Annotated in this window: 18 protein-coding genes and 1 pseudogene; 12 read left to right on the top strand and 7 right to left on the bottom strand. The window is 64.7% G+C overall.

What is annotated here, in order from left to right:
* Positions 1-80: 80 nt before the first annotated feature.
* Complete coding sequence (locus HNS03_RS16545) at positions 81-1,256, bottom strand: DUF3734 domain-containing protein (protein ID WP_367196835.1); 1,176 nt, start codon at positions 1,254-1,256, stop codon at positions 81-83.
* A 250-nt stretch (positions 1,257-1,506) separates the two neighbouring features.
* Between HNS03_RS16545 and HNS03_RS16540 the strand changes: the two genes are divergently transcribed.
* The 8 genes from HNS03_RS16540 (at position 1,507) to HNS03_RS16505 (ending at position 11,396) form a co-directional block, all read left to right on the top strand.
* Complete coding sequence (locus HNS03_RS16540) at positions 1,507-3,498, top strand: AMP-binding protein (protein WP_367196834.1); 1,992 nt, start codon at positions 1,507-1,509, stop codon at positions 3,496-3,498.
* A gap of 11 nt (positions 3,499-3,509) precedes the next feature.
* Positions 3,510-4,334: an ABC transporter ATP-binding protein gene (locus HNS03_RS16535; RefSeq protein WP_367196833.1), complete on the top strand. Its 825-nt coding sequence runs from the start codon at positions 3,510-3,512 to the stop codon at positions 4,332-4,334.
* Positions 4,335-4,400: 66 nt separating this feature from the next.
* Positions 4,401-5,357 carry a branched-chain amino acid ABC transporter permease gene (locus tag HNS03_RS16530; protein ID WP_367196832.1) on the top strand — a complete coding sequence of 319 codons (957 nt, stop codon included), beginning with the start codon at positions 4,401-4,403 and terminating at the stop codon, positions 5,355-5,357.
* 3 nt (positions 5,358-5,360) lie between these two features.
* Positions 5,361-6,437, top strand: a complete 1,077-nt coding sequence (locus HNS03_RS16525; protein WP_367196830.1) for a branched-chain amino acid ABC transporter permease — start codon at positions 5,361-5,363, stop codon at positions 6,435-6,437.
* A 156-nt stretch (positions 6,438-6,593) separates the two neighbouring features.
* Complete coding sequence (locus tag HNS03_RS16520) at positions 6,594-7,928, top strand: ABC transporter substrate-binding protein (protein ID WP_367196829.1); 1,335 nt, start codon at positions 6,594-6,596, stop codon at positions 7,926-7,928.
* Between the two features lie 135 nt (positions 7,929-8,063).
* On the top strand, positions 8,064-9,113 hold the full coding sequence (locus tag HNS03_RS16515; RefSeq protein WP_367196828.1) for an alpha/beta hydrolase: 1,050 nt from the start codon (positions 8,064-8,066) through the stop codon (positions 9,111-9,113).
* Positions 9,104-9,958, top strand: coding sequence for an ABC transporter ATP-binding protein (locus HNS03_RS16510; protein ID WP_367196826.1), 855 nt, complete (start codon positions 9,104-9,106; stop codon positions 9,956-9,958). Before HNS03_RS16515 ends, HNS03_RS16510 begins: the two co-directional genes overlap by 10 nt.
* Before the next feature lie 205 nt (positions 9,959-10,163).
* Positions 10,164-11,396: a phenylacetate--CoA ligase family protein gene (locus HNS03_RS16505; protein WP_367196824.1), complete on the top strand. Its 1,233-nt coding sequence runs from the start codon at positions 10,164-10,166 to the stop codon at positions 11,394-11,396.
* Here the strand turns inward: HNS03_RS16505 and HNS03_RS16500 are convergent.
* Positions 11,349-11,681 carry a hypothetical protein gene (locus HNS03_RS16500; RefSeq protein ID WP_367196823.1) on the bottom strand — a complete coding sequence of 111 codons (333 nt, stop codon included), beginning with the start codon at positions 11,679-11,681 and terminating at the stop codon, positions 11,349-11,351. The genes HNS03_RS16505 and HNS03_RS16500 overlap by 48 nt on opposite strands.
* Here HNS03_RS16500 and rplS point away from each other — a divergent pair.
* Together rplS and HNS03_RS16490 are read left to right on the top strand one after the other, a co-directional pair.
* Positions 11,671-12,012 (top strand): annotated as a pseudogene (gene rplS, locus HNS03_RS16495) (50S ribosomal protein L19); the annotation flags it as partial. The gene HNS03_RS16500 and the pseudogene rplS sit on opposite strands and share 11 nt — an antisense overlap.
* Before the next feature lie 365 nt (positions 12,013-12,377).
* On the top strand, positions 12,378-13,577 hold the full coding sequence (locus HNS03_RS16490) for a multidrug effflux MFS transporter (RefSeq protein ID WP_367196821.1): 1,200 nt from the start codon (positions 12,378-12,380) through the stop codon (positions 13,575-13,577).
* 30 nt (positions 13,578-13,607) lie between these two features.
* Here the strand turns inward: HNS03_RS16490 and HNS03_RS16485 are convergent, their stop codons facing one another.
* Positions 13,608-15,872, bottom strand: a complete 2,265-nt coding sequence (locus HNS03_RS16485) for a transglycosylase domain-containing protein (protein ID WP_367196820.1) — start codon at positions 15,870-15,872, stop codon at positions 13,608-13,610.
* Positions 15,873-16,274: 402 nt separating this feature from the next.
* On the opposite strand from HNS03_RS16485, the gene polA reads away from it, so the two are divergent.
* Positions 16,275-19,274: a DNA polymerase I gene (gene polA, locus HNS03_RS16480; RefSeq protein WP_367196818.1), complete on the top strand. Its 3,000-nt coding sequence runs from the start codon at positions 16,275-16,277 to the stop codon at positions 19,272-19,274.
* 112 nt (positions 19,275-19,386) lie between these two features.
* Here polA and HNS03_RS16475 read toward each other — a convergent pair whose 3' ends face one another.
* The 4 genes from HNS03_RS16475 to HNS03_RS16460 form a co-directional block, all read right to left on the bottom strand.
* Positions 19,387-20,322: a glycosyltransferase family 2 protein gene (locus HNS03_RS16475; protein ID WP_367196816.1), complete on the bottom strand. Its 936-nt coding sequence runs from the start codon at positions 20,320-20,322 to the stop codon at positions 19,387-19,389.
* On the bottom strand, positions 20,319-21,221 hold the full coding sequence (locus tag HNS03_RS16470) for a glycosyltransferase family 2 protein (protein WP_367196815.1): 903 nt from the start codon (positions 21,219-21,221) through the stop codon (positions 20,319-20,321). The genes HNS03_RS16475 and HNS03_RS16470 overlap by 4 nt, the downstream gene beginning before the upstream one ends.
* A gap of 57 nt (positions 21,222-21,278) precedes the next feature.
* Positions 21,279-23,069: an ABC transporter ATP-binding protein gene (locus tag HNS03_RS16465; RefSeq protein WP_367196813.1), complete on the bottom strand. Its 1,791-nt coding sequence runs from the start codon at positions 23,067-23,069 to the stop codon at positions 21,279-21,281.
* Positions 23,070-23,277: 208 nt separating this feature from the next.
* Positions 23,278-23,478 carry a hypothetical protein gene (locus HNS03_RS16460; protein WP_367196946.1) on the bottom strand — a complete coding sequence of 67 codons (201 nt, stop codon included), beginning with the start codon at positions 23,476-23,478 and terminating at the stop codon, positions 23,278-23,280.
* On the opposite strand from HNS03_RS16460, the gene HNS03_RS16455 reads away from it, so the two are divergent.
* Positions 23,428-24,777, top strand: a complete 1,350-nt coding sequence (locus HNS03_RS16455) for an undecaprenyl-phosphate glucose phosphotransferase (RefSeq protein ID WP_367196937.1) — start codon at positions 23,428-23,430, stop codon at positions 24,775-24,777. The genes HNS03_RS16460 and HNS03_RS16455 overlap by 51 nt on opposite strands.
* The last annotated feature ends 40 nt before the right edge of the window (positions 24,778-24,817 follow it).

The raw sequence follows: 24,817 nt of genomic DNA, 5'->3' as shown, positions 1-24,817 counted from the left end.
CTGTCCAAATAAGCGTGCGGACCCGGATCGTGCCGCCCTTGTTAGGCGGCCTCTGAGGCCCGCCGCAACGCGCAAACGTCTCAGTCTTCCGCTTCCCGGTCGACGTCGTGGGTGACGAACCCGACCTCCGGATCCGGCGGATCGAACCAGTCGGTGTGGCGCAGCGTACGGCGCATGGTCGAGGCGCCGGTCTTCCAGTGGTCGACCATGGTGTTGCGCGAGAACTCGTAGTCCTTGAACGCCTGATCGTAGAGCTTGCGCCGGTAGATCAGGTGGAAGACGTTGACGCTCGCCTTCAGACCGAACGACTTGAGCCGTTTGGCCTCCGGACTTTCTCTCAGCTCATCGGGCAGTGAGTCGAGCAGCTTGCTCACCGCCTGGCGCGCCTCTTGGATGCGGCGGAACATGTTGGTGTTGAGACGGGTCCGGCTGGAGAATCGGATGTCCTTCTCCCGCTCCGAGATGTCCTGGAGGTTGCGCGGCCGCGGACCGCGGGCGCTGAACAGGTCGACCTGAAACACCAGGGTGCGATCGTACTTGCCGGAATCGATGATGTAGGAGAGTGGCGTGTTGGAGACGAGGCCGCCGTCCCAGTAGAGCTCGCCTTCGATCTCCACAGGCGGGAAGCCGGGTGGGAGCGCGCCGGACGCCATGATGTGCTCCGGTCCGATCTTGCGGTCGGCGGTGTCGAAATAGGCGAAGTTGCCGCTACGCACGTTCACCGCGCCAACCGACAGGCGCACCGGGCCGTTGTTCAGATAGTCGAAATCGACCAGATCCTCGAGCGTGTGCTTCAGCGCAGTGGTATCATAGTAGCTGAGCGCGGCGGTCGATCCGGCGGGGTGGAAGTGCGGCGTCGGCAGGCGAGGCTGGAAGAAGCCCGGCACCCCGAACGCCATAACCGCCATGGAGGCGACCTGATTGTAGGCGGCCCGGATATCGTCGCCGTCGGGAATGTGCGGCCAGTTGATGCCGCTCGTCACCCGGTTCCAGAAGCTTTGCAGCCGTTCCACCCGCCGCTCCGGCGGGTTGCCGGCGATGATCGCCGCGTTGATCGCACCGATGGAGATGCCTGCAACCCAATCGATGTCTATCTTGGCCTCGTTCAGGACCTGATAGACGCCGGCCTGATAGGACCCGAGAGCACCTCCGCCCTGCAGAACGAGAGCGGTCGTCTTGTAGTTCTTGTCGATCTGTTTTCGACATTCGCCGAACGGATCGCCAGACGCCATTTCCTCAGGGGTCGGATCGGGCATGCGCGGTTTCCTCTCTGCAGCGAAATCGGCTCAAGCGGACCGACCATAATCGTTTCATGCCGTTGGAGAAAGGGCATTTTGCGGTGCAGCATGTGCGTCTGTGCCGATGATTTCTAAGACGACCAATGGTCTTCCACCCCCCTTGATTTGCGCGCTCTGGTCGGCTTAGCTCCAAGGTAACGACAAGATCGGTCTCGACAAGGCATTCCGACAACGGAAGCCGGGGATCGCTAGAGGGTGGAAACAGTGGATGAACCGAGCGGTCGCGACCGCTGACGGCAGCTATGACACGCTGCCGAAGCTTCTCGTTCGCAATGCGCGTGAGATGGCCGCACGTCCGGCCATGCGCGAAAAGGATCTCGGCATCTGGCAGACCTGGACGTGGAGCCAGGTGCTGCAGGAAGTGCGCCGCTTTTCCATCGGGCTAACCGAACTTGGCCTCGGTGCCGGCGACCGGGTGGCCGTCGTCGGCCAGAACCGGCCCCGGCTCTACTGGACCTTCGCGGCCGTCCAGGCTTTCGGCGGCGTGCCGATCCCCGTCTATGCCGATTCCGTCGCCGAAGAGATGGCCTTTGTCCTCGATCATGCGGAGGTGAAGGCGGCCGTCTGCGAGGACCAGGAGCAGGTCGACAAGGTGGTCGCGATCGCGGCCGAGGTGCCCACGATCGAGCTCGTCGTTTACGACGATCCGCGAGGCTTGCGCGACTACGACCACACCCGGTTGAAGAGCTACGAGGACGTTCAGGCGCTCGCCGACACCGCGCTTGCCGCCGCGCCGCGACGTGCGGAGGACTGGGAGCGGGGCATTGCGACCCACAAAGGCGCGGATCTCGCCGTAATGCTTTACACCTCCGGCACCACCGGCAAGCCGAAAGGGGTGATGCTCTCCCACGACAATCTCGTGATCTCGGCTCAAAATGCCAATATTTTCGACAAGTTCGGTCCCGACGAGGAGGTGATCGCCTATCTGCCGCTCGCCTGGGTCGGCGACCACATGTTCTCCTATGCCCAGAGCTATGTCGCCGGCTACTGCGTCTGCTGCCCGGAGAGCCCGGAGACGGTCAACGACGACCGCCGCGAGATCGCGCCGACCTATTTTTTCGCGCCGCCCCGGGTCTATGAGACGCTGCTGACGGCGATCATGGTGCGCATGGAGGATGCCAGCGCAGCCAAGCGCTGGATGTTCCATGCCTTGATGCGCCACGCGCGCAAGGTCGGCGAACGGATTCTCGACGGCGATCAGGTGCCGCTTGGCGACCGGCTGCTCTACCGGCTCGGCGAACTCCTGGTCTACGGGCCGTTGAAGAACCGGATGGGCTTTACCCGGATCCGGGTCGGTTACACGGCCGGCGAGGCGATCGGGCCGGAGATCTTCCGCTTTTACCGCTCGCTCGGCATGAACCTGAAGCAGCTCTACGGGCAGACCGAGGCAAGCGTCTACATCACCATGCAGCCCGATGGGGCGATTGACGCGGAGACAGTCGGCACGCCGCCGCCCGGCGTCGAGGTGGAGATTGCCGAAAGCGGTGAGGTGATGTTCCGCTCGCCCGGCGTCTTCCTGGGCTACTACAAGAACGACGAGGCAACCCGCGAGACCAAGACCGAGGACGGCTGGGTTCACACCGGCGATGCCGGCATCTTCACCGCCGATGGCCAGCTTAAGATCATCGACCGAGCCAAGGATGTTGGCCGGCTCGTCGATGGCGGCCTGTTTGCGCCGAAATATATCGAAAACAAGCTCAAATTCTTCCCGAACGTGAAGGAGGCGGTCGCGTTCGGGCACGAGCGCGACTACGTGGCCGTGTTCCTCAATATCGACCTGATCGCGGTGGGAAGCTGGGCTGAGCGCAACAACGTCTCTTATGCCAGCTACCAGGAGCTCGCCGGCCTTCCGCGCATCTACGAGATGATGGCGGAGCACGTGGCGCAGGTGAACCGCGACCTCGCGAACGAGCCGATGATGGCCTCCGCTCAGATCCGCCGCTTCCTCGTGCTGCACAAGGAGCTCGATGCCGACGACGGCGAGCTGACCCGTACGCAGAAGGTGCGCCGGCGCTACATCGCCGAACGCTATCAGCCGCTGATCGAGGCCCTCTATGACGGCTCGACGGAGAAGTTCGTCGCGACCGAGGTGACCTTCGAGGACGGCCGCAAGGGCGTGATCGAGGCGACGGTGAAGATCATCGACGCCGAGACGTTCTCGCCGGCCGGCGCGGATCCTCTCTCTCAGGCCGCGGAATAGGGGAGGTGGCGATGGTTGCCGTGATGGACCGCCCCGAAATGCCGCCGACCAGCCTGGCCGTGCCCGGCGACGTGCTTTTGGAGGTCGCGAACGTCTCGCTCGCCTTCGGCGGCGTGAAGGCGATCTCCAACATCTCGTTCGACATCCGCCAAGGCGAGATCCGGGCCATCATCGGCCCGAACGGCGCCGGCAAAACGTCGATGCTCAACGTCATCAACGGTTTCTATCATCCCCAGGAAGGCACCATCACTTTCGAGGGAAAGGTGCGCCGGCGCATGCGTCCGCACGAAGCCGCCCGCTCCGGCGTCGCGCGCACGTTTCAGAACGTCGCGCTGTTTCGCGGCATGACGACCCTCGACAACATCATGTCCGGGCGGACCTTGATGATGCGGCGGAACTTCTTCTGGCAGGCGCTCCGGTTCGGCCCGGCGCTCAACGAAGAGATCGCGCACCGCAAGCGCGTCGAGGAGATCATCGACTTTCTGGAGATCCAGCATATCCGCAAGACCCCGGTGGGCAAGCTGCCCTACGGGTTGCAGAAGCGGGTGGAACTCGGGCGTGCGCTTGCCATGGAGCCGCGCCTTCTTCTCCTGGACGAGCCGATGGCCGGCATGAACTTGGAGGAGAAGGAGGACATGTCCCGCTTCATACTCGATGTGAACCAGCAGTTCGGCACCACGATCGCGCTGATCGAGCACGACATGGGCGTCGTGATGGACATCTCCGACCGCGTCGTCGTGCTCGACTACGGCAAGAAGATCGGCGACGGGCCGCCGGACGAGGTGCGGGCCAACCAGGACGTCATCGACGCCTATTTGGGGGTGTCGCACGGATGACGGCTTTTTCGATCGGCGGGGGCGACGCCAGAGCAAACGACGAGATGGAGGTGGAAAGCTAGCCGGATGGAAACCCTCTATCTCGTCTTCATCGATCCGTTCGTGCAGATGGTGCAGGCGCCGGATTTTTTCCTGCAGGTGCTGTGGGAAGGGTTCGTGTCCGGCGTGCTCTACGCGCTGATCGCGCTCGGCTTCGTCCTGATCTTCAAGGCCTCCGGCGTCTTGAACTTCGCCCAAGGCATCATGGTGGTGTTCGCCGCGCTGTCGCTGGTCGGCCTGACGGCCCTTGGCGTTCCGGCGCTGCTGTCGCTCGTGGTGTGCGTCGCAATCATGTTCGTGCTCGCCGTCGGCATTGAACGCATGGTGCTGAGGCCGCTGGTCAACCAGCCCGACATCATCCTGTTCATGGCGACGATCGGGCTGACCTATTTCTTGATCGGGCTGGGCGAACTGATCTTCGGCGGCGAGCCGAAAACGATGGTCACGGAAGAGCTTCTCTTGCCGACCGGCTCGTCGGATTTCGATGTGGCCGGCGGCTTTCTGATCCTGCAGCACATCGATATCGCCGCCGCGGTGATCGCGATCGTGATGGTGGCGGCGCTTGGCTTCTTCTTTTCCAAAACGCGCATCGGACGCGCGCTGCGCGCCGTCGCCGACGATCACCAGGCGGCGCTGTCGGTGGGCATTTCTCTCAATCAGATCTGGGTCATCGTCTGGTTCGCCGCCGGCATCGTGGCGCTCGTCACCGGCATCATGTGGGGCGCGCGCTCCGACGTGTCGTTTGCGCTGCAGATCGTCGCCTTCAAGGCGCTGCCGGTGATCATTCTCGGCGGGCTTACCTCGATCCCCGGCGCCATCGTGGGCGGGCTGGTGATCGGGATCGGCGAGAAGATCGGGGAGATCTACTGGGGTCCGCTGGTCGGCGGCGGCATCGAAGGCTGGCTCGCCTACATCATCGCCCTCGCCTTCCTGCTGGTGCGACCGCAGGGCCTGTTCGGCGAACGCATCATCGAGAGGATCTGATCGATGTTCTACCGCGAGGCCGGGCAATACAAGACGAGCTATGCCGCCGACATGGCGGTGTTTCCGATCCGCCAGGACCGGATCGGGATCGGGGTCATTCTGGCCGTCGCCTTCGTCGGCGTGCCGCTGCTGGCGGGCGACTTCTTCCTGAACTCCATCATGATCCCGTTCCTGATCTTCACGCTGGCGACGATCGGGCTCAACATCCTGACTGGCTATTGCGGTCAGCTCTCGCTGGGGACGGGCGCCTTCATGGGGGTGGGCGCGTATGCCTGCTACAAGCTCACCTCGATCTTCCCGGACACCAACATTCTGGTCTGGATCTTGGCGTCCGGCCTCTTTTCCGCTGCCGTCGGCGTAGTGTTCGGCCTGCCGAGCCTGCGCATCAAGGGCTTCTATCTGGCGGTGGCGACGCTTGCGGCCCAGTTCTTTCTGGAATGGGCGTTCATCCGCATCCCGTGGCTCTACAATTCCAACGCCTCGGGCGCGATCGAGGTGGCAACCCGCACCGGCTTCGGGGTGACGCTGGCGGGGCCAGCGGCCGGCGCGCTGCCGCGCTATTTCGCGGTGCTGGCGATCGTCGTCGTCATGACCTGGATCGCCTCGAATCTCCTGCGCGGTCGGATCGGGCGATCGTTCATGATGATCCGCGACATGGATATCGCCGCGGAGCTGATCGGGGTTCGGCCGCTACCCACCAAGCTGCTCGCCTTCGCCGTTTCGTCGTTCTACTGCGGCGTCGCCGGCGCGATGATGGTGTTTTTCTGGCTCGGCGCGGCGGAGCCCTCGGCCTTCTCCATCAACCTGTCCTTCCAGATCCTGTTCATGGTGATCCTGGGCGGGCTCGGCAGCCTGATCGGGTGCTATCTTGGGGCCGCCTTCATTTGGATCCTGCCGATCCTGATCCCGATGGTGCCGGAGGCGCTCGGCCTGCCGTTGGAGGCGGCAACGACGGAGCACATCAACTTCGTGGTCGTGGGCGCGCTGATCGTGGCCGTGCTGATCGTGGAGCCGCACGGCCTGGCGCGCATGTGGCAGATCCTCAAGCAGAAGCTTCGGGTCTGGCCGTTCCCTTACTGAGGAATTTCTACGCGAATTCGGCCGGCCGCCCTGGTTGGCGTTAGCAACGTCGGCTTGCAATGGCTGACACTGCACTTAAGATCGAGCGATGGGACCGCCAACGAGTTCCAGTCGAAAACGAGCTTGCGGAAACATCCCGCAGCAGGGAGGAACAGGATGATATCCAAAAGGACCGTGCTTGCCGGCGCGGCAATAGCCGCCGTTGCCTTTACGGGCCTCGCCGCCCCGGCCGCTGAGGCGCAGGACGGCGAGCTCTTCATTCCGCTTTTGACCTACCGGACCGGACCGTTCGCCGGGTCCGGCATTCCCGTCGCCAACGGCATGCATGACTATTTGAACATGCTGAACGAGCGCGACGGTGGCGTCGGCGGGGTCAAGATCAAGATCGAGGAATGCGAGACCGGCTACAACACGCAAAAGGGCGTCGAGTGCTACGAAAGCACAAAGAATCAGGATCCTCTGATCTACAATCCCTGGTCCACGGGCATCACCTTGCAGCTCATTCCGAAGGCGGCGGTCGACAAGATCCCGGTGCTGTCGATGGCCTACGGCCTGTCGGCGGCGGCCGATGGCGAAGTGTTCCCCTGGGTTTTCAATCCGCCGGACACCTATTGGGATGCCGCGTCTGCGATCATCAAGTATATCGCCGAGCAGGAAGGCGGGGATCTCTCCAACCTGAAGGGGAAGAAGATCGGCTACATCTTCCTGGACGCCGGCTATGGTCGCGAGCCGATCCCGCTGCTTGAACAGTTCGCCAAGGACTACGGCTTCACGCTGACCCAGTATCCGGTTCCCGTCGACCAGATGCAGAACCAGTCGTCGCAATGGCTGAACGTGCGGCGCGACCGGCCGGACTACATGATCATGTGGGGCTGGGGCGCCATGAACCCGACCGGAGTGAAGGAAGCGGCGAAGATCCGGTTCCCGATGGACAAGTTCGTCTCGGTCTGGTGGCCCGGCGAGGATGACGTCCGTCCTGCGGGCGACAGCGCGAAAGGCTTCAAGACGCTGAATTTCCATGGGGTGGGTGCCGACTATCCCGCCATCCAGGACATCCTGACCTATGTGGTGGACAAGGGCATGAGCCAGGTATCCGACAAGGCGCGGGTCGGCGAGAATCTCTACAACCGTGGCGTCTTGAACTCCTTCCTGATGGCGGAGGCGATCCGCACCGCTCAGGAGATGACCGGAAAGACCATGATCGACGCGTCCGACATGCGGGTCGGCCTGGAGAACCTGAACATCACGGCGGAACGGCTGAAGGAGGCCGGCCTCGACGGCTTCATGTCGCCGCTGAAGCTCACCTGCTCCGACCATTCTGGCGAGAACGACCTCTACATCCAGCAGTGGGATGGCGAGAACTGGCAGAAGGTGTCGGATTGGTTCCCGCCGATGAAGGAGGTGGTTCGACCGATGCTGGTGAAGGCGGCGGAGGAGTATGTGGCCTCCAACCAGCCATGGCCCGAGCGCTCCGAGCCCTGCGCTCAGTAGCGCGATCGGATCAGCCGTGGCCCAAGTCGCGTGCGGCCGGGCCACGGCCTGTCTGGCGCGCCGGGATCGCTATCGGTTCCGTCGCGTCGGGTGGTAGTCTCCAAGCCTCGATACATCATTCGAAGGGTTGGGGCTTTGGCACACCGGACCTGGCGGACAGTCCGCCGCGTTGTGATTTCCGCCATCGTCGTGGTCGCCGTCTTTCTGGGAACCGGGTGGATTTATGAGTGGAACGCGGAGCGCATCCATCGTCACCACAACGACTTCGGTGCGGATGGCATCATCGCCAAGGCGCGCGAGCGGCTGTTGGAGCGCGGGTCCGATCGTCTGGTCGTGCTGGTCCACGGCTTCGGGGCCTCGCCGATGACCATGGCGCCGATCTTCGATGCCTTCGCCGATAACACCGATGCCGATCTCTGGGCGCCGCTGCTTGCCTACCATGGCCGGACGCTGGAACGCTTCGCGGCGTTCGATGCGGACGCGATCCGTGCCGATCTGGCCGATCGGATGGCCGCGCGCATGAAAAACTACGACGAGGTGGTCGTGATCGGCCATTCTTTCGGTGGAGCGTTGGTCACAGATCTGGTCGCGCAGGGAACGATCCCCGAGAGCGCGACCGTCCTTCTCCTGGCGCCGGCGATCGACATCATCGCGAATACCAGGACAACGGCGCTGGAGCTTGAAGCCTTCCGGGTGTGGTCGGCCTACTGCGATATCGTGGAGTTCGGCTGCAAGACGCCGAACCCGAAGCGCAACGACCGCAAGGCCGTGGAGGAGATCTATGCCCAGGCCATCTTCTTCTTCATCGTGCCGGACGCCGTTCTTCAGCTTTTCGACTACGCGGATGCTGTCGCACCGTCGGTCGACGGGATTGACCGGGCGGTTGCGATTGTGATGGCGAAGGACGACGGCGAGGTCGATTTCGATGGCACCAGGGCGATGTGCGGGCGTCTGGCGGACTGTCGCTTCTTCGGCCTGGAGGCGGGCGGCCATGCGCCCATGTTCGGTGCGACGGCTGAGACTCTGAACGCCCTGTTGCTCCGTCTGGCGGACGATCCAACGGCCGGATGCGACGGCCTGTCCTGCGCGGTCGCTCCGCACAAGGACGCGCGCGGACCCGGCTCGGCTGCGCCCGCGGTTCGCTCCGCGCGGGCGCAGAGTGAGGAGGATGTCCCATGGTTGTGAGTTCGGATCTCGCCCCGGACGTGGCTTCGGCGCCGGCCGCTGCCTCGCCGATCCTGGAAGTGTCCAACATCGAGGTGATCTACGACCATGTGATTCTGGTGCTCAAGGGCGTTTCGCTAACGGTCCCGACCGGCGGCGTCGTCGCGCTGCTTGGGGCTAACGGGGCCGGCAAGACCACGACCTTGAAGGCGATTTCCAATCTGCTCAGGGCGGAACGCGGCGAGGTGACCAAGGGCTCGATCCAGTTTGCCGGCGAGCGGGTGGAGGCTCTGTCGCCGAACGGGCTGGTCACGCGGGGCTGCATCCAGGTGATGGAGGGCCGCCATTGCTTCGGCCATCTCACCATCGAGGAAAATCTCCTGACTGGCGCCTATACCCGACGCGACGGGCGCGGCAACGTCCGCGACGATCTCGACATGGTCTACGCCTACTTTCCGCGGCTGAAGGAGCGGCGGTCGTCCATGGCCGGCTACACCTCCGGCGGCGAGCAGCAGATGTGCGCCATCGGTCGGGCGCTGATGTCGCGGCCGAAAATGATCCTGCTCGACGAGCCGTCGATGGGGCTCGCGCCCCAGCTCGTGGAAGAGATTTTCGAGATCGTGAAGTCGCTCAATGCCAACGAGGGCGTCTCGATCCTGCTCGCCGAGCAGAACACCAATATCGCGCTGCGCTATGCGACCTACGGCTACATCCTGGAATCCGGCCGGATCGTGATGGATGGCGACGCAACGGCGCTGCGCGAGAATGCGGACGTGAAGGAGTTCTATCTGGGCGTCGGCGGGGAGGGGCGGCGTTCTTTCCGCAACGTCAAACACTACAAGCGCCGCAAGCGGTGGCTTTCCTAAGCAATCGCAGGAAAAGTGGGTACCGGTTTTCCGTTCGCGATTGCGTCGAGGGAAGACCGCTAATCGCAGGAAAAGTGGGTACCGGTTTTCCATTCGTGATTGCGTCGAGGGAAGACCGCTAATCGCAGGAAAAGCGGGTACCGGTTTTCCGTTCGCGATTGCGCCAAGATCAAACCGCTAGCCGGGCAGAATAGGGAGGAGCGGAATGAGCGACCATTTCGACGATCGCGAGACCCAGGATCCGGAAGCGCGCGAAGGCGACCTGATGCGGCGGCTCGCGGCGCTGGTGCGCCACGGCGTCCACAACGCGCCCGGCTGGCGACGTCTGCTCGAAGGCTACGACACGCTCGCTGTGGAAAGCCGGGCGGCGCTTGCCGCTCTGCCGGTGTTGCGCAAGAGTGACCTCACCGCGTTACAGGCGGAAGACCCGCCCTTCGGCGGTCTTGTTGCCGCGCCCGACAGTGCACTCGTTCGCGTGTTCGTGTCGCCGGGGCCGATCCACGAGCCGCAAGGCATTGGTCCCGATCCGTGGAATGCTGCGCGGGCGCTTTACGCGGCCGGCCTGCGCAAGGACGAAATGGTCCACAACGCCTTCTCCTATCACCTGACTCCCGGAGGCTGGATTCTGGACGAGGGCGCGCGGGCGCTCGGCGCGACTGTGATCCCCGCCGGCATCGGCAACACCGAGCAGCAGGTGCAGACGATCGCGGCGCTGAAGCCGCCCTTCTATTGCGGCGTGCCCGACTTCCTGAAAGTGCTGCTGGACAAGGCGGACGAGCTCGGTCTCGATCTGTCTTCCCTCCGGCACGGACTGGTTTCCGGTGCCGCGCTACCGGCTTCCTTGCGCGCCGATCTCGATTCGCGCGGCGTCGCGGTGCTGCAGGCCTATACGACGGCGGAGCTCGGCGTCGTGGCCTATGAGAGCGAGGCGCGCGAGGGGCTCATCATCAACGAAGACGTGATCGTGGAGATCCTGCGGCCGGGGACCGGTGATCCGGTGCCCGACGGCGAGGTCGGCGAGGTGGTGGTGACGCGGTTGTCGCCGAGCTATCCGCTGATCCGATTCGCGACCGGAGATCTCTCCGCCATCCTGCCTGGCCCGAGCCCGTGTGGTCGCACCGGCGTGCGGATCAAGGGCTGGATGGGGCGCGCCGACCAGCGCACGAAGGTGAAGGGCATGTTCGTCGACCCGACGCAGCTCGACCAGATCGCCAAGCGGCATCCCGAGCTCGGTCGCGTCCGGCTGGTGGTTTCCCGCGCCGGCGAACGGGACGTTATGACGCTGTCGGTGGAAGCGGACGCCGCGCCGGGCCTAAAGGAGCGACTCACTGAGACGTTGCGCGACGTGACCAAGCTCGGCGGGGAGGTCGAGATCGTGGCGGCGGGCAGCCTACCCAATGATGGCAAGGTGATTTCCGACGAACGCCCGGTGGGCTGATACCTTCTCGCGCGCCGTTGGGCTCGCCGAAAGGGCGAGAAAGTGCGGCTTGAACGGCACGGTGGTGGCCGGGCCGGGCGTTGGCGCAATATTTTCGCCGATGTGCCCTTGATTTTGCCGTTCAGAAATCGCTATCTCGAAAGGATCGACATTGGGCGCACTTCGGTGTAGACCCGTCGTCCTGTTTTTCCCGAGAGATATCGCTGCCATTCGCGCCTGCAACACGGCGACGGCGCCGCGCTCGTGAACGAATTGAGTGAGAAGGTAGATTGTCATGAACGTCATCGAAGAGATCGAACGCGAGCAGATGGCGACCATCGAGGCGCAGCGTGTTCTGCCGCCTTTCCAGCCGGGCGATACGGTTCGCGTCAACGTTCGCGTGACCGAAGGTACGCGCACCCGTGTCCAGGCCTTCGAGGGCGTCTGCATCGCGCGCGCCGGAGCGGGGCTGCACGAGAACTTCACGGTTCGCAAGATCTCCTACGGCGAGGGCGTCGAGCGCGTCTTCCCGGTGTTCTCCCCGATGATCGAATCGGTCGACGTGGTTCGCCGCGGTAAGGTCCGTCGCGCGAAGCTCTACTATCTGCGTGGCCGTCGCGGTAAGTCCGCCCGCATCGCCGAGCGTCGCGATCGTCGCGGCGAAGAGACCAAGACCACGACGAAGCCGACCGCCGACGCGGCCGAGTAAGTCTCTCGGTTGGCGCAGCGCGGGGTGGGGAAGCGGCACGCACCGTTTCCCGCGCGCACATTCGCCGACGAACAATCGATGTGGCGGTCGTGGCCCTATGGTTGCGGCCGCATTTGGCGTTTTTCTCTTGCTGCAGGGGCGCGTTTCCGGGCGAAGCTGAAACCGGTTCACCGTCCGGAAATGCCTCAAAACGATGAGTTCGAGCCGGCCTGTGAGTCCGTGAAGTCGAGAGCGGATCTAGGCATGCCGGTGACCGGAGAGGTGAGGTCGCGCTGCCGTCGGGCCCTCTCGCCATGCTAAGGGCCGGCACTCTTGCCCTGACCGCACTGCTCGCCACGCTGCAAGCTGTCGGGCCGCTCGCCACCGACACCTATCTGCCGTCGCTGCCGGCAATCGCGGTTCATCTGAATGCGCCGGTTGCCACGGTGCAGCTTACGCTGTCGTCCTTCCTGGTCGGCTTCGCGATCGCCCAGATCCTTTACGGACCCTTTTCCGATCGCTACGGCCGCAAGCCGGTGCTTCTGGTCGGGCTGACGGTCTATTCGCTGGCAACGCTCGCCTGCGCGCTCTCGCCGTCCGTCGAGGTCATGATCGTCGCGCGCTTTTTTCAGGCTTGCGGGGCCGCAGGCCCGGTCGTTCTGTCGCGCTCGATCGTCCGCGATCTTTATGAGGGGCGCAGGGCCGGCACCGAACTGTCGCGGATGGGCACCATCATGGGGCTGATGCCGGCGGTGGCTCCCTCGATCGGTGGTGTGTTGGATATCGCGTTCGGGTGGCGCGGTCCGTTCTTCGCGATTCTTGCGCTGGGGGTCGGCCTGTTCACCATGGTCGCCCTCAAGCTACCGGAGACGCTGAAGGAGCGGGTTCCGGAAAAGCTCACTCCCAAAAGCTTCGTCTGGGGCTTCGGCCCGGTGATTGCCCAGCCTTCCTACCGCGTCTACGTGGCGATCGTCTGTTTCGGCTATGCCGGCATTTTCACGTTCATTTCCGGTGGCCCCTTCATCCTGCAGAACGTGTTCGGGTTGAGCAGCCTGGCGTTCGGCCTGGTGTTTGGCGCGATCGCGCTTGCCTATGTGTCGGGGACCATCATCGGGCAGCGCCTCATGCAACGGCTCGGGCTTGCCCGCGCGCTCGGGGTCGGCTGCAGCTTCCTGGCGATCGGCGGTGTCTCTATGGTGGTGGCGCTGGCCCTGGGTTGGCACAACCCTGTCGCGATCGCGATCCCGCAGGCGATCTATATGGCCGGCATCGGCCAGGCCCTGCCTCAGGGCATGGCGGCCGCGTTGATGCCCTTCGCCACCCGCGCCGGCGCCGCCTCGTCGTTGCTCGGCTTTTCTCAGATGGTGTTTGCCGCCATTGTCGGCTCCGCGCTCGGCGCGATCCTGAGCGACAGTGCCTGGCCGATGGCGCTGTTCCTCAGCGTCTGCGGCGTCGGTGCGCTGGCGATTTATCTCCTGTCGCGCAAAATCCGCGCTCGCGGGCCGCAGTGGTAGGCGGTCCCTGATCCGATCCGTACGGGACTGCTACCCTCCGAACAGGCGCTTGAAGAAGCCGGTTCCGACATTGCGCTCCGGGGGCTCCCAGGCGCCATGGTTCGCGTTCTGGTTCCTGGCGCCGGACGACGGCTGGCCGCGGGCCGGGTAGGCGCCCGGGTTCGGGCCGTCGACGGGAACGCTGGCGCTCGCCATCGGCACTTCGCCGCCCGCCTGAGCCCCGGGCAGGTCGGCGACCGCCATTCCCTCATGCACCTGAGTCATCACGCTGCGCCACAGCTCCGCCGGCGCGTGGCCGCCGGTGGCGCGCTTGGTGGGCGAGTTGTCGTCGTTGCCGATCCAGACGCCGGCCGTGAAGTAGGCCGTGTAGCCGACGAACCAGGCGTCGCGCCAGTTCTGGCTGGTTCCCGTCTTGCCGGCCGCCGGCCAGCCTTCGATCTGGGCGCGCTGAGCGGTGCCGGAGGTGAGCGCTGCCGACAGCATGGCGTTCATCTGGCCGACCTGGGTTTCCTGGATCACCCGGCCCGGTCCGGAACCGGAGCGCTTGTAGAGTACCTTGCCGTCGCTGGTCGTGATTGTCTTGATGACGTGCGGCACCACGCCGTAGCCGCCATTGGAGAACGGCACGTAAGCCGCGGTTAGCTCCAGGAGCGTGACTTCCGATGTGCCGAGCGCGATCGAGGCGTTCGGGTCCAGCTCGGAATGAATCCCGAGCCGATGCGCGGTGCGCACCACATTTTCCGGCCCGACGGCGGCGGCAAGCTTGGCGGCGATGGTGTTGAGCGAGAAGGCGAGGCCACGCGTCAGAGTGACGGGGCCGTAGTGCTTGCGGTTATAGTTTTCCGGCGACCAATTGCCGATCTGGACCGGCTCGTCGACCATCACCGTCTGGGGCGTGTAGCCCTGCTCCATCGCGGTCAGGTAGACGAACGGCTTGAACGACGATCCGGGCTGACGCTTGGCGACGGTTGCCCGATTGTATTGGCTCTTGGCGTAGTCGCGCCCGCCCACGAGGGCCTTCACCGCACCGCCGCCGTCCAAGACGACGATCGCGCCCTGGCCGGCGCCAAGCTTCTCGCCTTCCTCGTTCAGCTTCTTTTGCAGCGCCTTTTGAGCCATCTCCTGCAGGCCGAGGTCGATCGTCGTTTCCACCACGATGTCCTCGTCCACCGAACCCACGAAACCCGGCAGCACGTCGGCGACCCAATCGGCGACGTAGCCGGCGCTCGGCGAGGTGGCGCGGTTCACCACCTGCGCCGGGTTCGCACTCGCGATCTTCGCCTCGATCTCGGTGATGTAGCCTTCTTCGGCCATGGCCTGCAGCACCACGGAGGCGCGGTCGGCGGCTGCCTTGGGGTTGCTCGTGGGCGCGTAACGCGAGGGGGCCTTCAGAAGCCCCGCGATCATGGCAGATTGGGCAAGGTTCAGGTTGCGCGCGGAGGTATCGAAATAGCGATGGGCTGCCGCGTCGACGCCATAGGCGCCGGCACCCAGATAAACGCGGTTCAGATACATCTCCAGGATCTCGTCCTTGGAGTATTGCGTCTCCAGCCACAGCGACATCACCACTTCCTGCATCTTGCGCTCGATGGTGCGCTCAGGCGTCAGGAACAGGTTCTTGGCAAGCTGCTGGGTCAGCGTGGAGCCGCCGGCGACCACACCGCCCGCCCTCAAATTGGAGACCGCGGCACGCACGAGACCGATCGGATCGATGCCGTAATGGTCGCGGAAGCGGCGATCCTCGATCGCGATCACCGCTTCGGGCAGATATGTCGACATTTCCGATAGGGTGACGGCCTCGCCGCCGGTATCGCCTCGGTTGGCGATCAACTCGCCGCGCTCCGACACGATCTTCACGTTCGGCGGGCGCTCGGGAACCGCCCATTCCGACGTCGGCGGCAAGGTGGCAGCATAATAGGCGAACACGCCGGCAAGCGCGATCAGGCCCCAGAAGGCGACGAACGTGGTCCAGCCGACCAGCCGGCGCAAAAGGCCGCGCTTCTTGCGAGGACGTCGTCCACCACCGCCGTTGCCGCCGGCGCCGCGCCCCGAGCCGCCGCGTCGGTTGCTGCCGGTGTTACCGCTTCCGCTTCCGGCGCCGGCACGGCTTTCGGCCGCGCGGTTCGTCTGCTTCTGGGTCGGCGCGCGGGTTGGTCTCGGCTCCGCATCCGGCGCTGCGCGGCGGCGTCCATTGCCGGCCGCTTCGGAGCGGATCGGGTGTAGGTCGAGCGTCTTGCCGGTCGTCGCCTGTTTGCGACGCTGGGGGCGGCCTTCGGGCGGCCGGCGCGATGTCATGGTAGACGGGTTCTCCTAGATCACGGCGGGTTTTGGCCCGATCGGGCAAGCCCCACCAGCGTGATCAGTTCCACTAGCGCCTGTTCCGATCAGGTGGCTATACCCGGTCGGAAACGGCTCCAGATTCAATAACTTGAGCAAATCCTTTCGTTCAGATCGAACCGATCTGAACGGGAAATGCTCCAACTGATAGCGGGATTCGGGCGGAAAACCGGTATCCGCGATCCTCATCCCACTCTCAAGACACGCGCGATCGTGACCGATTCGGTCAGCCCAGATCATCGCGATCACGCGTTTGGAGGCTAGATGTGGCATTTTAAGGGGGGGTAAAAGACGATAGCTCGGCAGGTGCGAATCCCGTCGCGACAGCGCCCACCTCAGTCCCGGAAGGCTTTCAACGATATGGCGACCGCCAACACCACGCCGTCTCCGATTTCCGCGCGTCCGCCGGGACCCGGCGACCACGTTTTTCTCGTCGACGGCTCGTCGTTCGTGTTCCGTGCTTATTTCCAGTCCATGAACCAGGACCGCAAGTACAACTACCGCTCCGATGGGCTGCCGACCGGTGCTGTCCGCCTGTTCTGCAACAAGCTGTTCCAGTTCATCCGCGACGGCGCCGTCGACATCAAGCCGACCCATCTCGCCATCATCTTCGATAAGTCGGAGGAGTCGTTCCGCCGCGAGATCTATCCGGAGTACAAGGCGCACCGGCCTGAGCCGCCGGAGGACCTGGTTCCCCAGTTTCCGCTGATGCGCGAAGCGGTGACGGCGTTCGGCATGATCCCGATCGAGCAGGAGCGCTACGAGGCGGACGATCTGATCGCGACCTACGCCCGCCAGGCCGAGGCGGCCGGCGCCGACGTGCTGATCATCTCCGCCGACAAGGACTTGATGCAGCTCGTCGGCGACAAGGTGGCGATGTACGACCCGGCGTCCGGCGAGCGCAGCCGCGGATCCTATCGACCCGAGCGGCGCATCGGTGTGGCCGAGGTGGAGGATTATTTCGGCGTGCCGCCGGAGAGGGTGGTCGACGTACAGGCGCTTGCCGGCGATTCCACCGACAACGTGCCCGGCGTGCCGGGGATCGGCAAGAAGACCGCCGCCCAGCTCATCGCCGAATATGGTTCGCTCGACGAGCTCCTGGCGCGGGCGGAGGAGATCAAGCAGCCCAAGCGCCGCCAGAACCTGATCGAGAACGCCGAACTTGCCCGCATCTCCCGCCAGCTCGTGAAGCTGGTGGACGATGTCGACGTGCGGGTGCCGCTTGCCGATGTCGCCGTCCACGATCCCGATCCCAAGCAGCTGATCGGCTTCCTGAAGGCGATGGAGTTTACCACCATCACGCGCCGGGTGGCCGAGGTCTACGACATGGAGGCGGGGGCGATCGAGGCCGACGCTGCCTTCGCGGGCCTGCCCGACGGCATCGCGCCAACCACCACGGCGCCCGTCGCCGAACCGGAAGGTGCGCCGGCTGCGGCGGGCGAGGGATCCTCCGAGCCGTCACCCGCTGCGCTCGCCACCGCGCGGGCGGCGGAGGCGGTCGCCACCCCGGTCGACCGGTCCGGCTACGAGACGGTTCAGACGCTGGAAGATCTCGACCGCTGGATCGCCGAGGCGCGCGAAGTGGGCGTGGTTGCCGTCGACACCGAGACCACCTCGCTTTCGGCGATGGCATGTGACCTGGTCGGCGTCTCGCTCGCCACTGCGCCCGGCAAGGCCTGCTACATCCCGCTCGGCCACAAGTCCGGCGAGACGACCTTGTTCGACGACGGTGCGCTGTTGGAGGGACAGATCCCCTACGGCGAGGCGATTGCCCGGCTGAAGCCGCTTCTGGAAGATCCGTCGGTCCTCAAGATCGCCCAGCACATGAAGTATGACTGGCTGGTGCTGGTGCGCTGCGGCATCGAGGTGGCGCCGTTCGACGACACCATGCTGATCTCCTATGCCGTCGATGCCGGGGTCACGGCGCACGGCATGGACGAGCTTTCCAAGCGCTGGCTGGGCCACACGCCGATCCCCTACAAGGAGGTGTGCGGGGCGGGCAAAGCCCAGATCACCTTCGATCGGGTGCCGCTGGACAAGGCGACGGAATACGCCGCCGAGGATGCCGACGTGACGCTGCGGCTCTGGCGGGTGCTGAAGCCCCGCCTCGCTGCGGAACAGGTCGCGACCATCTACGCCACGCTGGAACGGCCGCTGGTGGAGGTGCTGGCACGCATGGAGCGGCGTGGCGTGTCCATCGACCGGCAGGTATTGTCGCGGCTTTCCGGCGACTTTGCCCAGAAGATGGGAGCCGTCGAGGCGGAGATTCAGGAGCTCGCCGGCGAGCCGTTCAATGTCGGCTCGCCGAAGCAGCTTGGCGAGATCCTGTTCGACAAGATGGGTCTGCCTGGCGGCAAGAAGACGAAGACCGGGGCCTGGGCCACTGGGGCCCAGGCGCTGGAGGACCTGGCGGCGGAAGGCCATGAACTGCCGGCCAAGATCCTGGAGTGGCGGCAGTGGTCGAAGCTGAAATCGACCTATACCGACGCGCTCCCGGGCTACATCAACGCCGAGACCGGGCGCGTCCACACCTCGTTCGCGATGGCCTCGACCACCACCGGCCGGCTCGCCTCCTCGGAGCCGAACCTGCAGAACATCCCGATCCGCACAGAGACCGGGCGCGAGATCCGCTCCGCCTTCGTCGCCGCCCCCGGCACCAAGCTGGTTGCGGCCGACTACAGCCAGATCGAGCTGCGCGTGCTGGCCCACATCGCCGACATCGCCCAGCTCAAGCAGGCTTTCGCCGACGGGCTGGACATTCACGCGCTGACGGCGAGCGAGATGTTCGGGGTGCCGGTGGAAGGCATGGATCCGATGATCCGCCGCCGCGCCAAGGCCATCAATTTCGGCATCATCTACGGCATCTCGGCGTTCGGTCTCGCCAACCAGCTTGGCATCGCGCGCGGCGAGGCGAGCGAGTACATCAAGCGCTATTTCGAGCGCTTTCCCGGCATTCGCGACTATATGGACGCCACCAAGACGTTCGTGCGCGAGCACGGCTACGTCACCACGATTTTCGGCCGCAAAGCGCACTATCCGGAGATCGATACCAAGAACCCGTCCATGCGCGCCTTCTATGAGCGCGCGGCGATCAACGCGCCGATCCAGGGGTCGGCCGCCGACATCATTCGCCGCGCCATGATCCGGGTGGAGCCGGCGCTTGCCAAGGCCAAGCTCGATGCCGGCATGCTGCTCCAGGTGCACGACGAACTCATCTTCGAGGTGCCCGACGATCAGGTGGACGAGACCATTCCGCTGATCCGCTCCGTGATGCAGGACGCAAGCGCCCCGGCGGTGGTGCTGTCGGTTCCGTTGGAAGTGGAAGCCAAGGCTGCCGGCACTTGGGCGGCCGCGCACTGAGCGTTGCCAGACGAACCGGTGACTTTGCATGCCGCTCACTCCGGCGACGGCCGGAGTTCGGGGCAGACGTCGTTGGAATGGATGGAGAAGACTTAAAATCCGGCGGGTCCCATCACCCGACATGCCCCGCGCCGTAGAGGCGGGGGCCGGTGCCGCGCCACCAGGTGAGCTTGCCGAGACCGCTCATGGCGATCGCTGTGGGTTCGTTGGGCCAAGCGCCCGTCACGCGGCCGGCAAGAGCGATCGGTCCGGCAAGGGCGAGTTGGGCGAGCCCCTTTGCCATCTGGATGGCGATTTCGCGGCGGTGCGGCGGCTTAAGCAGCGACGGCACCAGGCAACGCACCCGGCCGTCGGCATAGCGCCGGCGCCAGACATAGGCATGGGTGAGGCGCGTCGCAGGGACATGTTCGATCACCGGCGCCTCGTCGCACCAGACCAGGCGCCGGCCGGCGGCGGCGAGGCGCTTGAACATCAAGATGTCCTCGCCGCCGGTCTGGTCGAGCCGTTGATCGAAGGTGTCGGCCTCCGGGAAGCAGCGCGCGCGCCGATAGAGCGAGCCCGGAAGCGGGAGATAGTCGCACAGGCCCTCGACAGGGCTGCCGTCATTGAAGCCGAGATCCTGAGAAAATCGGGTGACGAACCAGTCGGCGTCGCGCTCAGGCACCCTCTCCAGATGCGCCAGGCGCGGTCCGAACGCCGCATCGGCCTCGGTCGCCTCCAGACATGCGATCCGGGTGGCGAGCCAGTCAGGGGCGGCGGTGCAGTCGTCGTCCAAAAAGCCGACGAGGTCGCCAGTCGCCGCCGCGAGACCGGCATTGCGCGCGGTCGCGACGCCGAGGCGAGGCTCGTGGACGACACGCAGATGGTGGGCGCCGGGATCGCAGAGGCTGGCGAGCACGGCTTCGCTGCCGCCCTCCGGGGCGTTGTCGACGACCACAATCTCCAGAACGACGCCGACCGGCAGAGCCTGATCGAGAAGCGAGCGGATCGCCCGCACCAGCCGGTCCGGGCGCCGGAGCGTGGGCACGATGACGGAAACGGTCGTCATGGGGCGGTCACCGTCGATCGGCGGCGCAGCTCCAGGCGGAGCGGCCAGAGCAGCTTGCCGAGGGCGCCGGAAAGCCGGATCAGCACATAGCAGCGCCGGTCGCGCCCGAGGAGCGGAGAGACGAGGGCGGCAACGGCCAGCCCGCCCGATTGCATCACCGCTTTCGCGAGGATTTTTGCGGCGGTCGCGATCGGGTACGCGCTGTGGCGCACCCGGCTTTCGGCGAAATGCTGACCACCGGCGAACTGTCGCTGCATCACGACGGACAGCTTCAGCCGGCCGCTCGGGACGTGCTCATAGGCGATCGCCTCCATGCACCAGCCGAAAGTCCGCCCGAGCTGGTCGAGGCGGGCGAAGAACTCCGTGTCCTCGCCGCCGGTGTGCATGGTGCGCGGATCGAACGGGGTGGTGTCGACAAAGCAGGTCGCCCGACGCAACAACGCCCCGCCGGAACCACGGTCGCCGAGCCGGCGTCGGTAGGCACCCGCAATCGCCGGCGGCGGCTGAAGGCCGGGTTCGGAAAACACCGGCTCGACATTGGAGAACAGGCAGTCGACCGGATCGCTTCCGAACCGGCGGGTCATGAGCGCCAGCCAGTCCTCGGCAAGCGTTTGGTCGTCGTCGACGAAGCCGAGGATCGGGCCTTCGGTGGCGGCAATTCCGGCATTGCGTGCGTTCGGGATCCCCGGCGTCGGTTCGTGGACATAGCGGACCGGCACCGGCGCCCGTGACGCGATCTCGTCGACGATCGGCCGGGCGGTGCCGGCCGGATTGTTGTCGACCACGACGATCTCGACACCACCGTCCAAGTCGGTAGTCTGCCGGATGCAGCTCTTCAGGCAGGCCCGCAGCATGTCGGCGCGCGCATAGGTGATGACGACGAGGCTGATGGCGACCATGCCACTCTTCCGCTCATTGCCCCGAAGGCGGGTCATCCGACGCGGCCGGGGCCGTCCTCATTGCCGCTCCGTCCGGGCGACGATCCGTCCCGATTCCAGCTCGATGATATAGTCGCACAGCACCATCGATGAGGCCTGATGCCCGATGAAGAACATGGTGTAGGTGTCGCGACCAAGCGCATCGATGGCGGCGAGCACGTCGCGCTCGGTTTGCGGATCGAGCGCGCTGGTTGCTTCGTCGAACACCAGCACGCTGCCTTCCTTATAGAGGGCGCGGGCAATGCCGATGCGCTGGCGCTGGCCGCCGGAAATCCGGACGCCGCGCTCGCCGACGACGGTCTCGTAGCCTTCGGGAAGCTTTTCGATCTGGTCGGCGATCTGGGCCTGATGCGCGGCCTGTCGCACGCGGTCCGGGTCGATCGCCGCGTTGGCCTCGCCGAGCGCGATATTCTCAGCAATCGTGCCGTCGACGAGGAACATGGATTGCGGAACGTGGGAGATCTGCGTTTGCCAGGAGCGGCGATTGTCGCGGGAAAGGGCGGCACTATCGACTAGAAGGCTCCCCTCGGTCGGCTGGATGAGCCCCATCATCAGGTCCATCAAGGTGCTTTTGCCCGACCCGGTCTTGCCGACGATCCCGACCCGCGCGCCCTTGCGGACGGTGAGGTCGATGTCGCTCAGCACCAGGTCCTGATCGTCCGCGTAACGGAACGAGACGTGGTCGAAACGGATCTCGGAGGTGAACGGCATTGGTTCGGAGCTCGCGCCGGGGAGATATTCCGGCGGAATCTTCTGGTCCAACAGCCCGAGCACTTCCAACAGAACCTGGCGGCTGCCGGTCGCCTGGCTCCAGCCCAGATAGACTTTCTGGATCAGCGGCAACAGCCGCTGGGCGCCCAGCGCCAACGCCCCAAGGCCCGGCAATGCCGCGACCAGCGATGTGCTGGTCTGGCTGAGCACGAGGGTGAGGAGCACGATAATGGAGATTCCGAGCCCTTCCACGGCAAAGCGCGGCAGCAGCGAATAGCTCATATTGACAGCCTGGGAGGTGCGGAGCACGCCTTCCACGACGCCGAACTTGGAGGCGTAGACCTCCTGGCTGCCTTCCAGGAGAATGTTGCGGATGTCGCCCAGGCCTTCCTGGATGTGGCGGACGCGGTCGATCTGGGCTTTGGAAATCTTCTGGCTGTTGCGAGCGAGCAGCGGGCGCACCACCCGGGTGATGGCGACATAGACCACCACGAAGGAGGTGCCGGCGATGATCGCGCTGCCGGCATCGATCACCAGCAGCCCGGCGACGATGAACACGGCCACGAACGCCGCCATCACGGCTTCGAAGGCCGGTAGCAGTACATAGTAGAGCAGTACCTGGACGGTGTTGGTGATCGCCAGGATGTCACCGGAATTCTTGTTCAGATGGTAAGTATAGGGCTGGTATAGCGCTTTCCGATAGATGTCGATGCTGAAATCGTGCGCCATGGCGAAGACGTACTTGAAAAGAACCCAGTACATCACGCATCGTAACAGCGAGGCGGTCAGCACGACGGCAATCAAAATTCCGCTGACCCAATAAAGCGCATCCGGCGATTGCATTACCGCGGCGGGAAGCAGGTTCTCGATCGCCGCACTGGCCCCGGAACTCGCGGTGGACTGCGCGTCGAACAGGACGGCGAGAAAGGGCAGCACGGCCCCGAGCGTCACGAGTTCGGAGATCGCTCCGACGAAAGACAGCAGCGCCAGGCCGATGAATTCCCGCCGGCGCTGCGCCGAGAGATGCCCGGCGAACCGCTTCACCAGTTCAAGGTTGGAGACGTCTGGGACTTCGTCGGTTTCGGCGCTTGAGGTCATGTCCGGCGGATGGACCCTGTTGAGATTGCGATGTCGGTGGCGCAAAGCAACCCATGCCTTACGCGAACGTAAATTTCACGTGTGGCGATAACGAATCCCTAATATTGTCGGAATAGTTGATAATCGGCTGCGATAAACGAGGGGCAATTCGGTTCGCGCGCGCCGAAGGGGTGGGCTTTCCATAGGCTGCTATGAACTTCGATCGCGGCTATGCCGTTGCCGTTTTCTTCGCTTCGGCGACGAACCGGAGCGAGGAAATCGGCTTGCCCGAAGTCCGGAAGATCAGTGACCGATGAAACAGTTCCCCCTTCGCTTGCAGCATATCGCGGAACTGCTCCGTGTTGCCGACTTTTTTGCCGTGGCGGTTACGGGACTCTTGATCTTTCTGGTCTATCCCGGCAGGGGCCATGGCAATAGCTCCGAATATGCGATGGCTGTCCTGCTCGGTGCGGCCGTCGGCTGCTGGTTCTTGTGGTTGAACAAGGTCTATACCGATCAGCCCTATCGTCTCCGCCCGCGCACCATTTTGCAGATTACGCTTGCGCTGGTGTCGAGCGTGGCGGTCATGGCCACGATCGCCTTCGTGCTGAAGGAATCGGAGACCTATTCGCGCATCTGGGTGGTGTCCTGGGCGGTCGCGACCTGGGTCGTGCTGATCGCGGTGCGAATTGCGACGGCCATCGCTGTCCGCCGGATTATGCGCCATGGCTGGCTGGTGCGCCGCGCCGCGATCTTCGGGGCAGGCGATCAGGGAAAGCAGATGATGCGCTACCTGCAGGCCTCGTCCGATCCGGGCTTGCGCGTAATCGGCTTTTTCGACGAGCGCGGCGACCGGGTGCCGGAGGAATTCGACGGCCTCGCCCGGCTTGGCGGGCTCGACGAGATGGTGGGCAAGGTTGCCGCCGGCGAGATCGACACGGTGATCCTGGCGCTGCCGCTCAACGCGGCCGACCGCCTGATGCACATTTCCGAACAGTTGGACCGTTATCCCGTCCTGGTGCTGCTCGCGCCCGACCTGATCATGTGGCGTATCTTTCAGCGCAACTCCTATTCGCTGGCCGGGCTCCCTCTACCGCGGCTGCTCGATCAGCCGATGTTCGGTTGGGCCGGGGTGGCGAAGGTCCTCGAAGACAAGGTCTTGTCGGCGCTGCTCCTGGTGCTCTTGTCTCCGATCATCGCAGCCATCGCGCTTGCCGTGCGTCTCGATAGTCCGGGCCCGGCTCTGTTTCGCCAGCCGCGGGCGGGCTTCAACGGCGAAACCTTCATGATCTTCAAGTTCCGCTCCATGCGCTCCGATATGGCCGATACGCTGGGGGAACAACAGACCGCGCGCGACGATCCGCGCGTCACCCGGGTGGGGCGTTTTCTCCGGCGCACCAGCCTCGACGAGCTTCCGCAGTTCTACAACGTCCTGAAAGGGGACATGTCCCTGGTCGGCCCCCGCCCGCATGCGATCGGCACCCTGGTGGATGACACGCCGTTCGAGCGCAGCGTGCAGAACTACATGCAGCGCTACCGGGTCAAGCCGGGCGTGACCGGATGGGCCCAGGTGAACGGTTGGCGCGGCGAGGCCGACAGCACCGAAAAGCTCCAGATGCGGGTGCGCTACGATCTCGAATATGTCGACAACTGGTCCATCAGCTTCGACCTCTATATCCTCGCGATCACGCCGTTCGTGGTGCTCTTCAAGCGTGAGAACGCCTACTGAGGCGGCTTCGAGTAATCCAGGGCAAGGTCTCGCCCCCCGC

The sequence above is a fragment of the Amorphus sp. 3PC139-8 genome, from assembly GCF_040750475.1.
Lineage (GTDB): Bacteria > Pseudomonadota > Alphaproteobacteria > Rhizobiales > Amorphaceae > Amorphus.
This window is presented reverse-complemented; position numbering and strand designations above follow the sequence as displayed.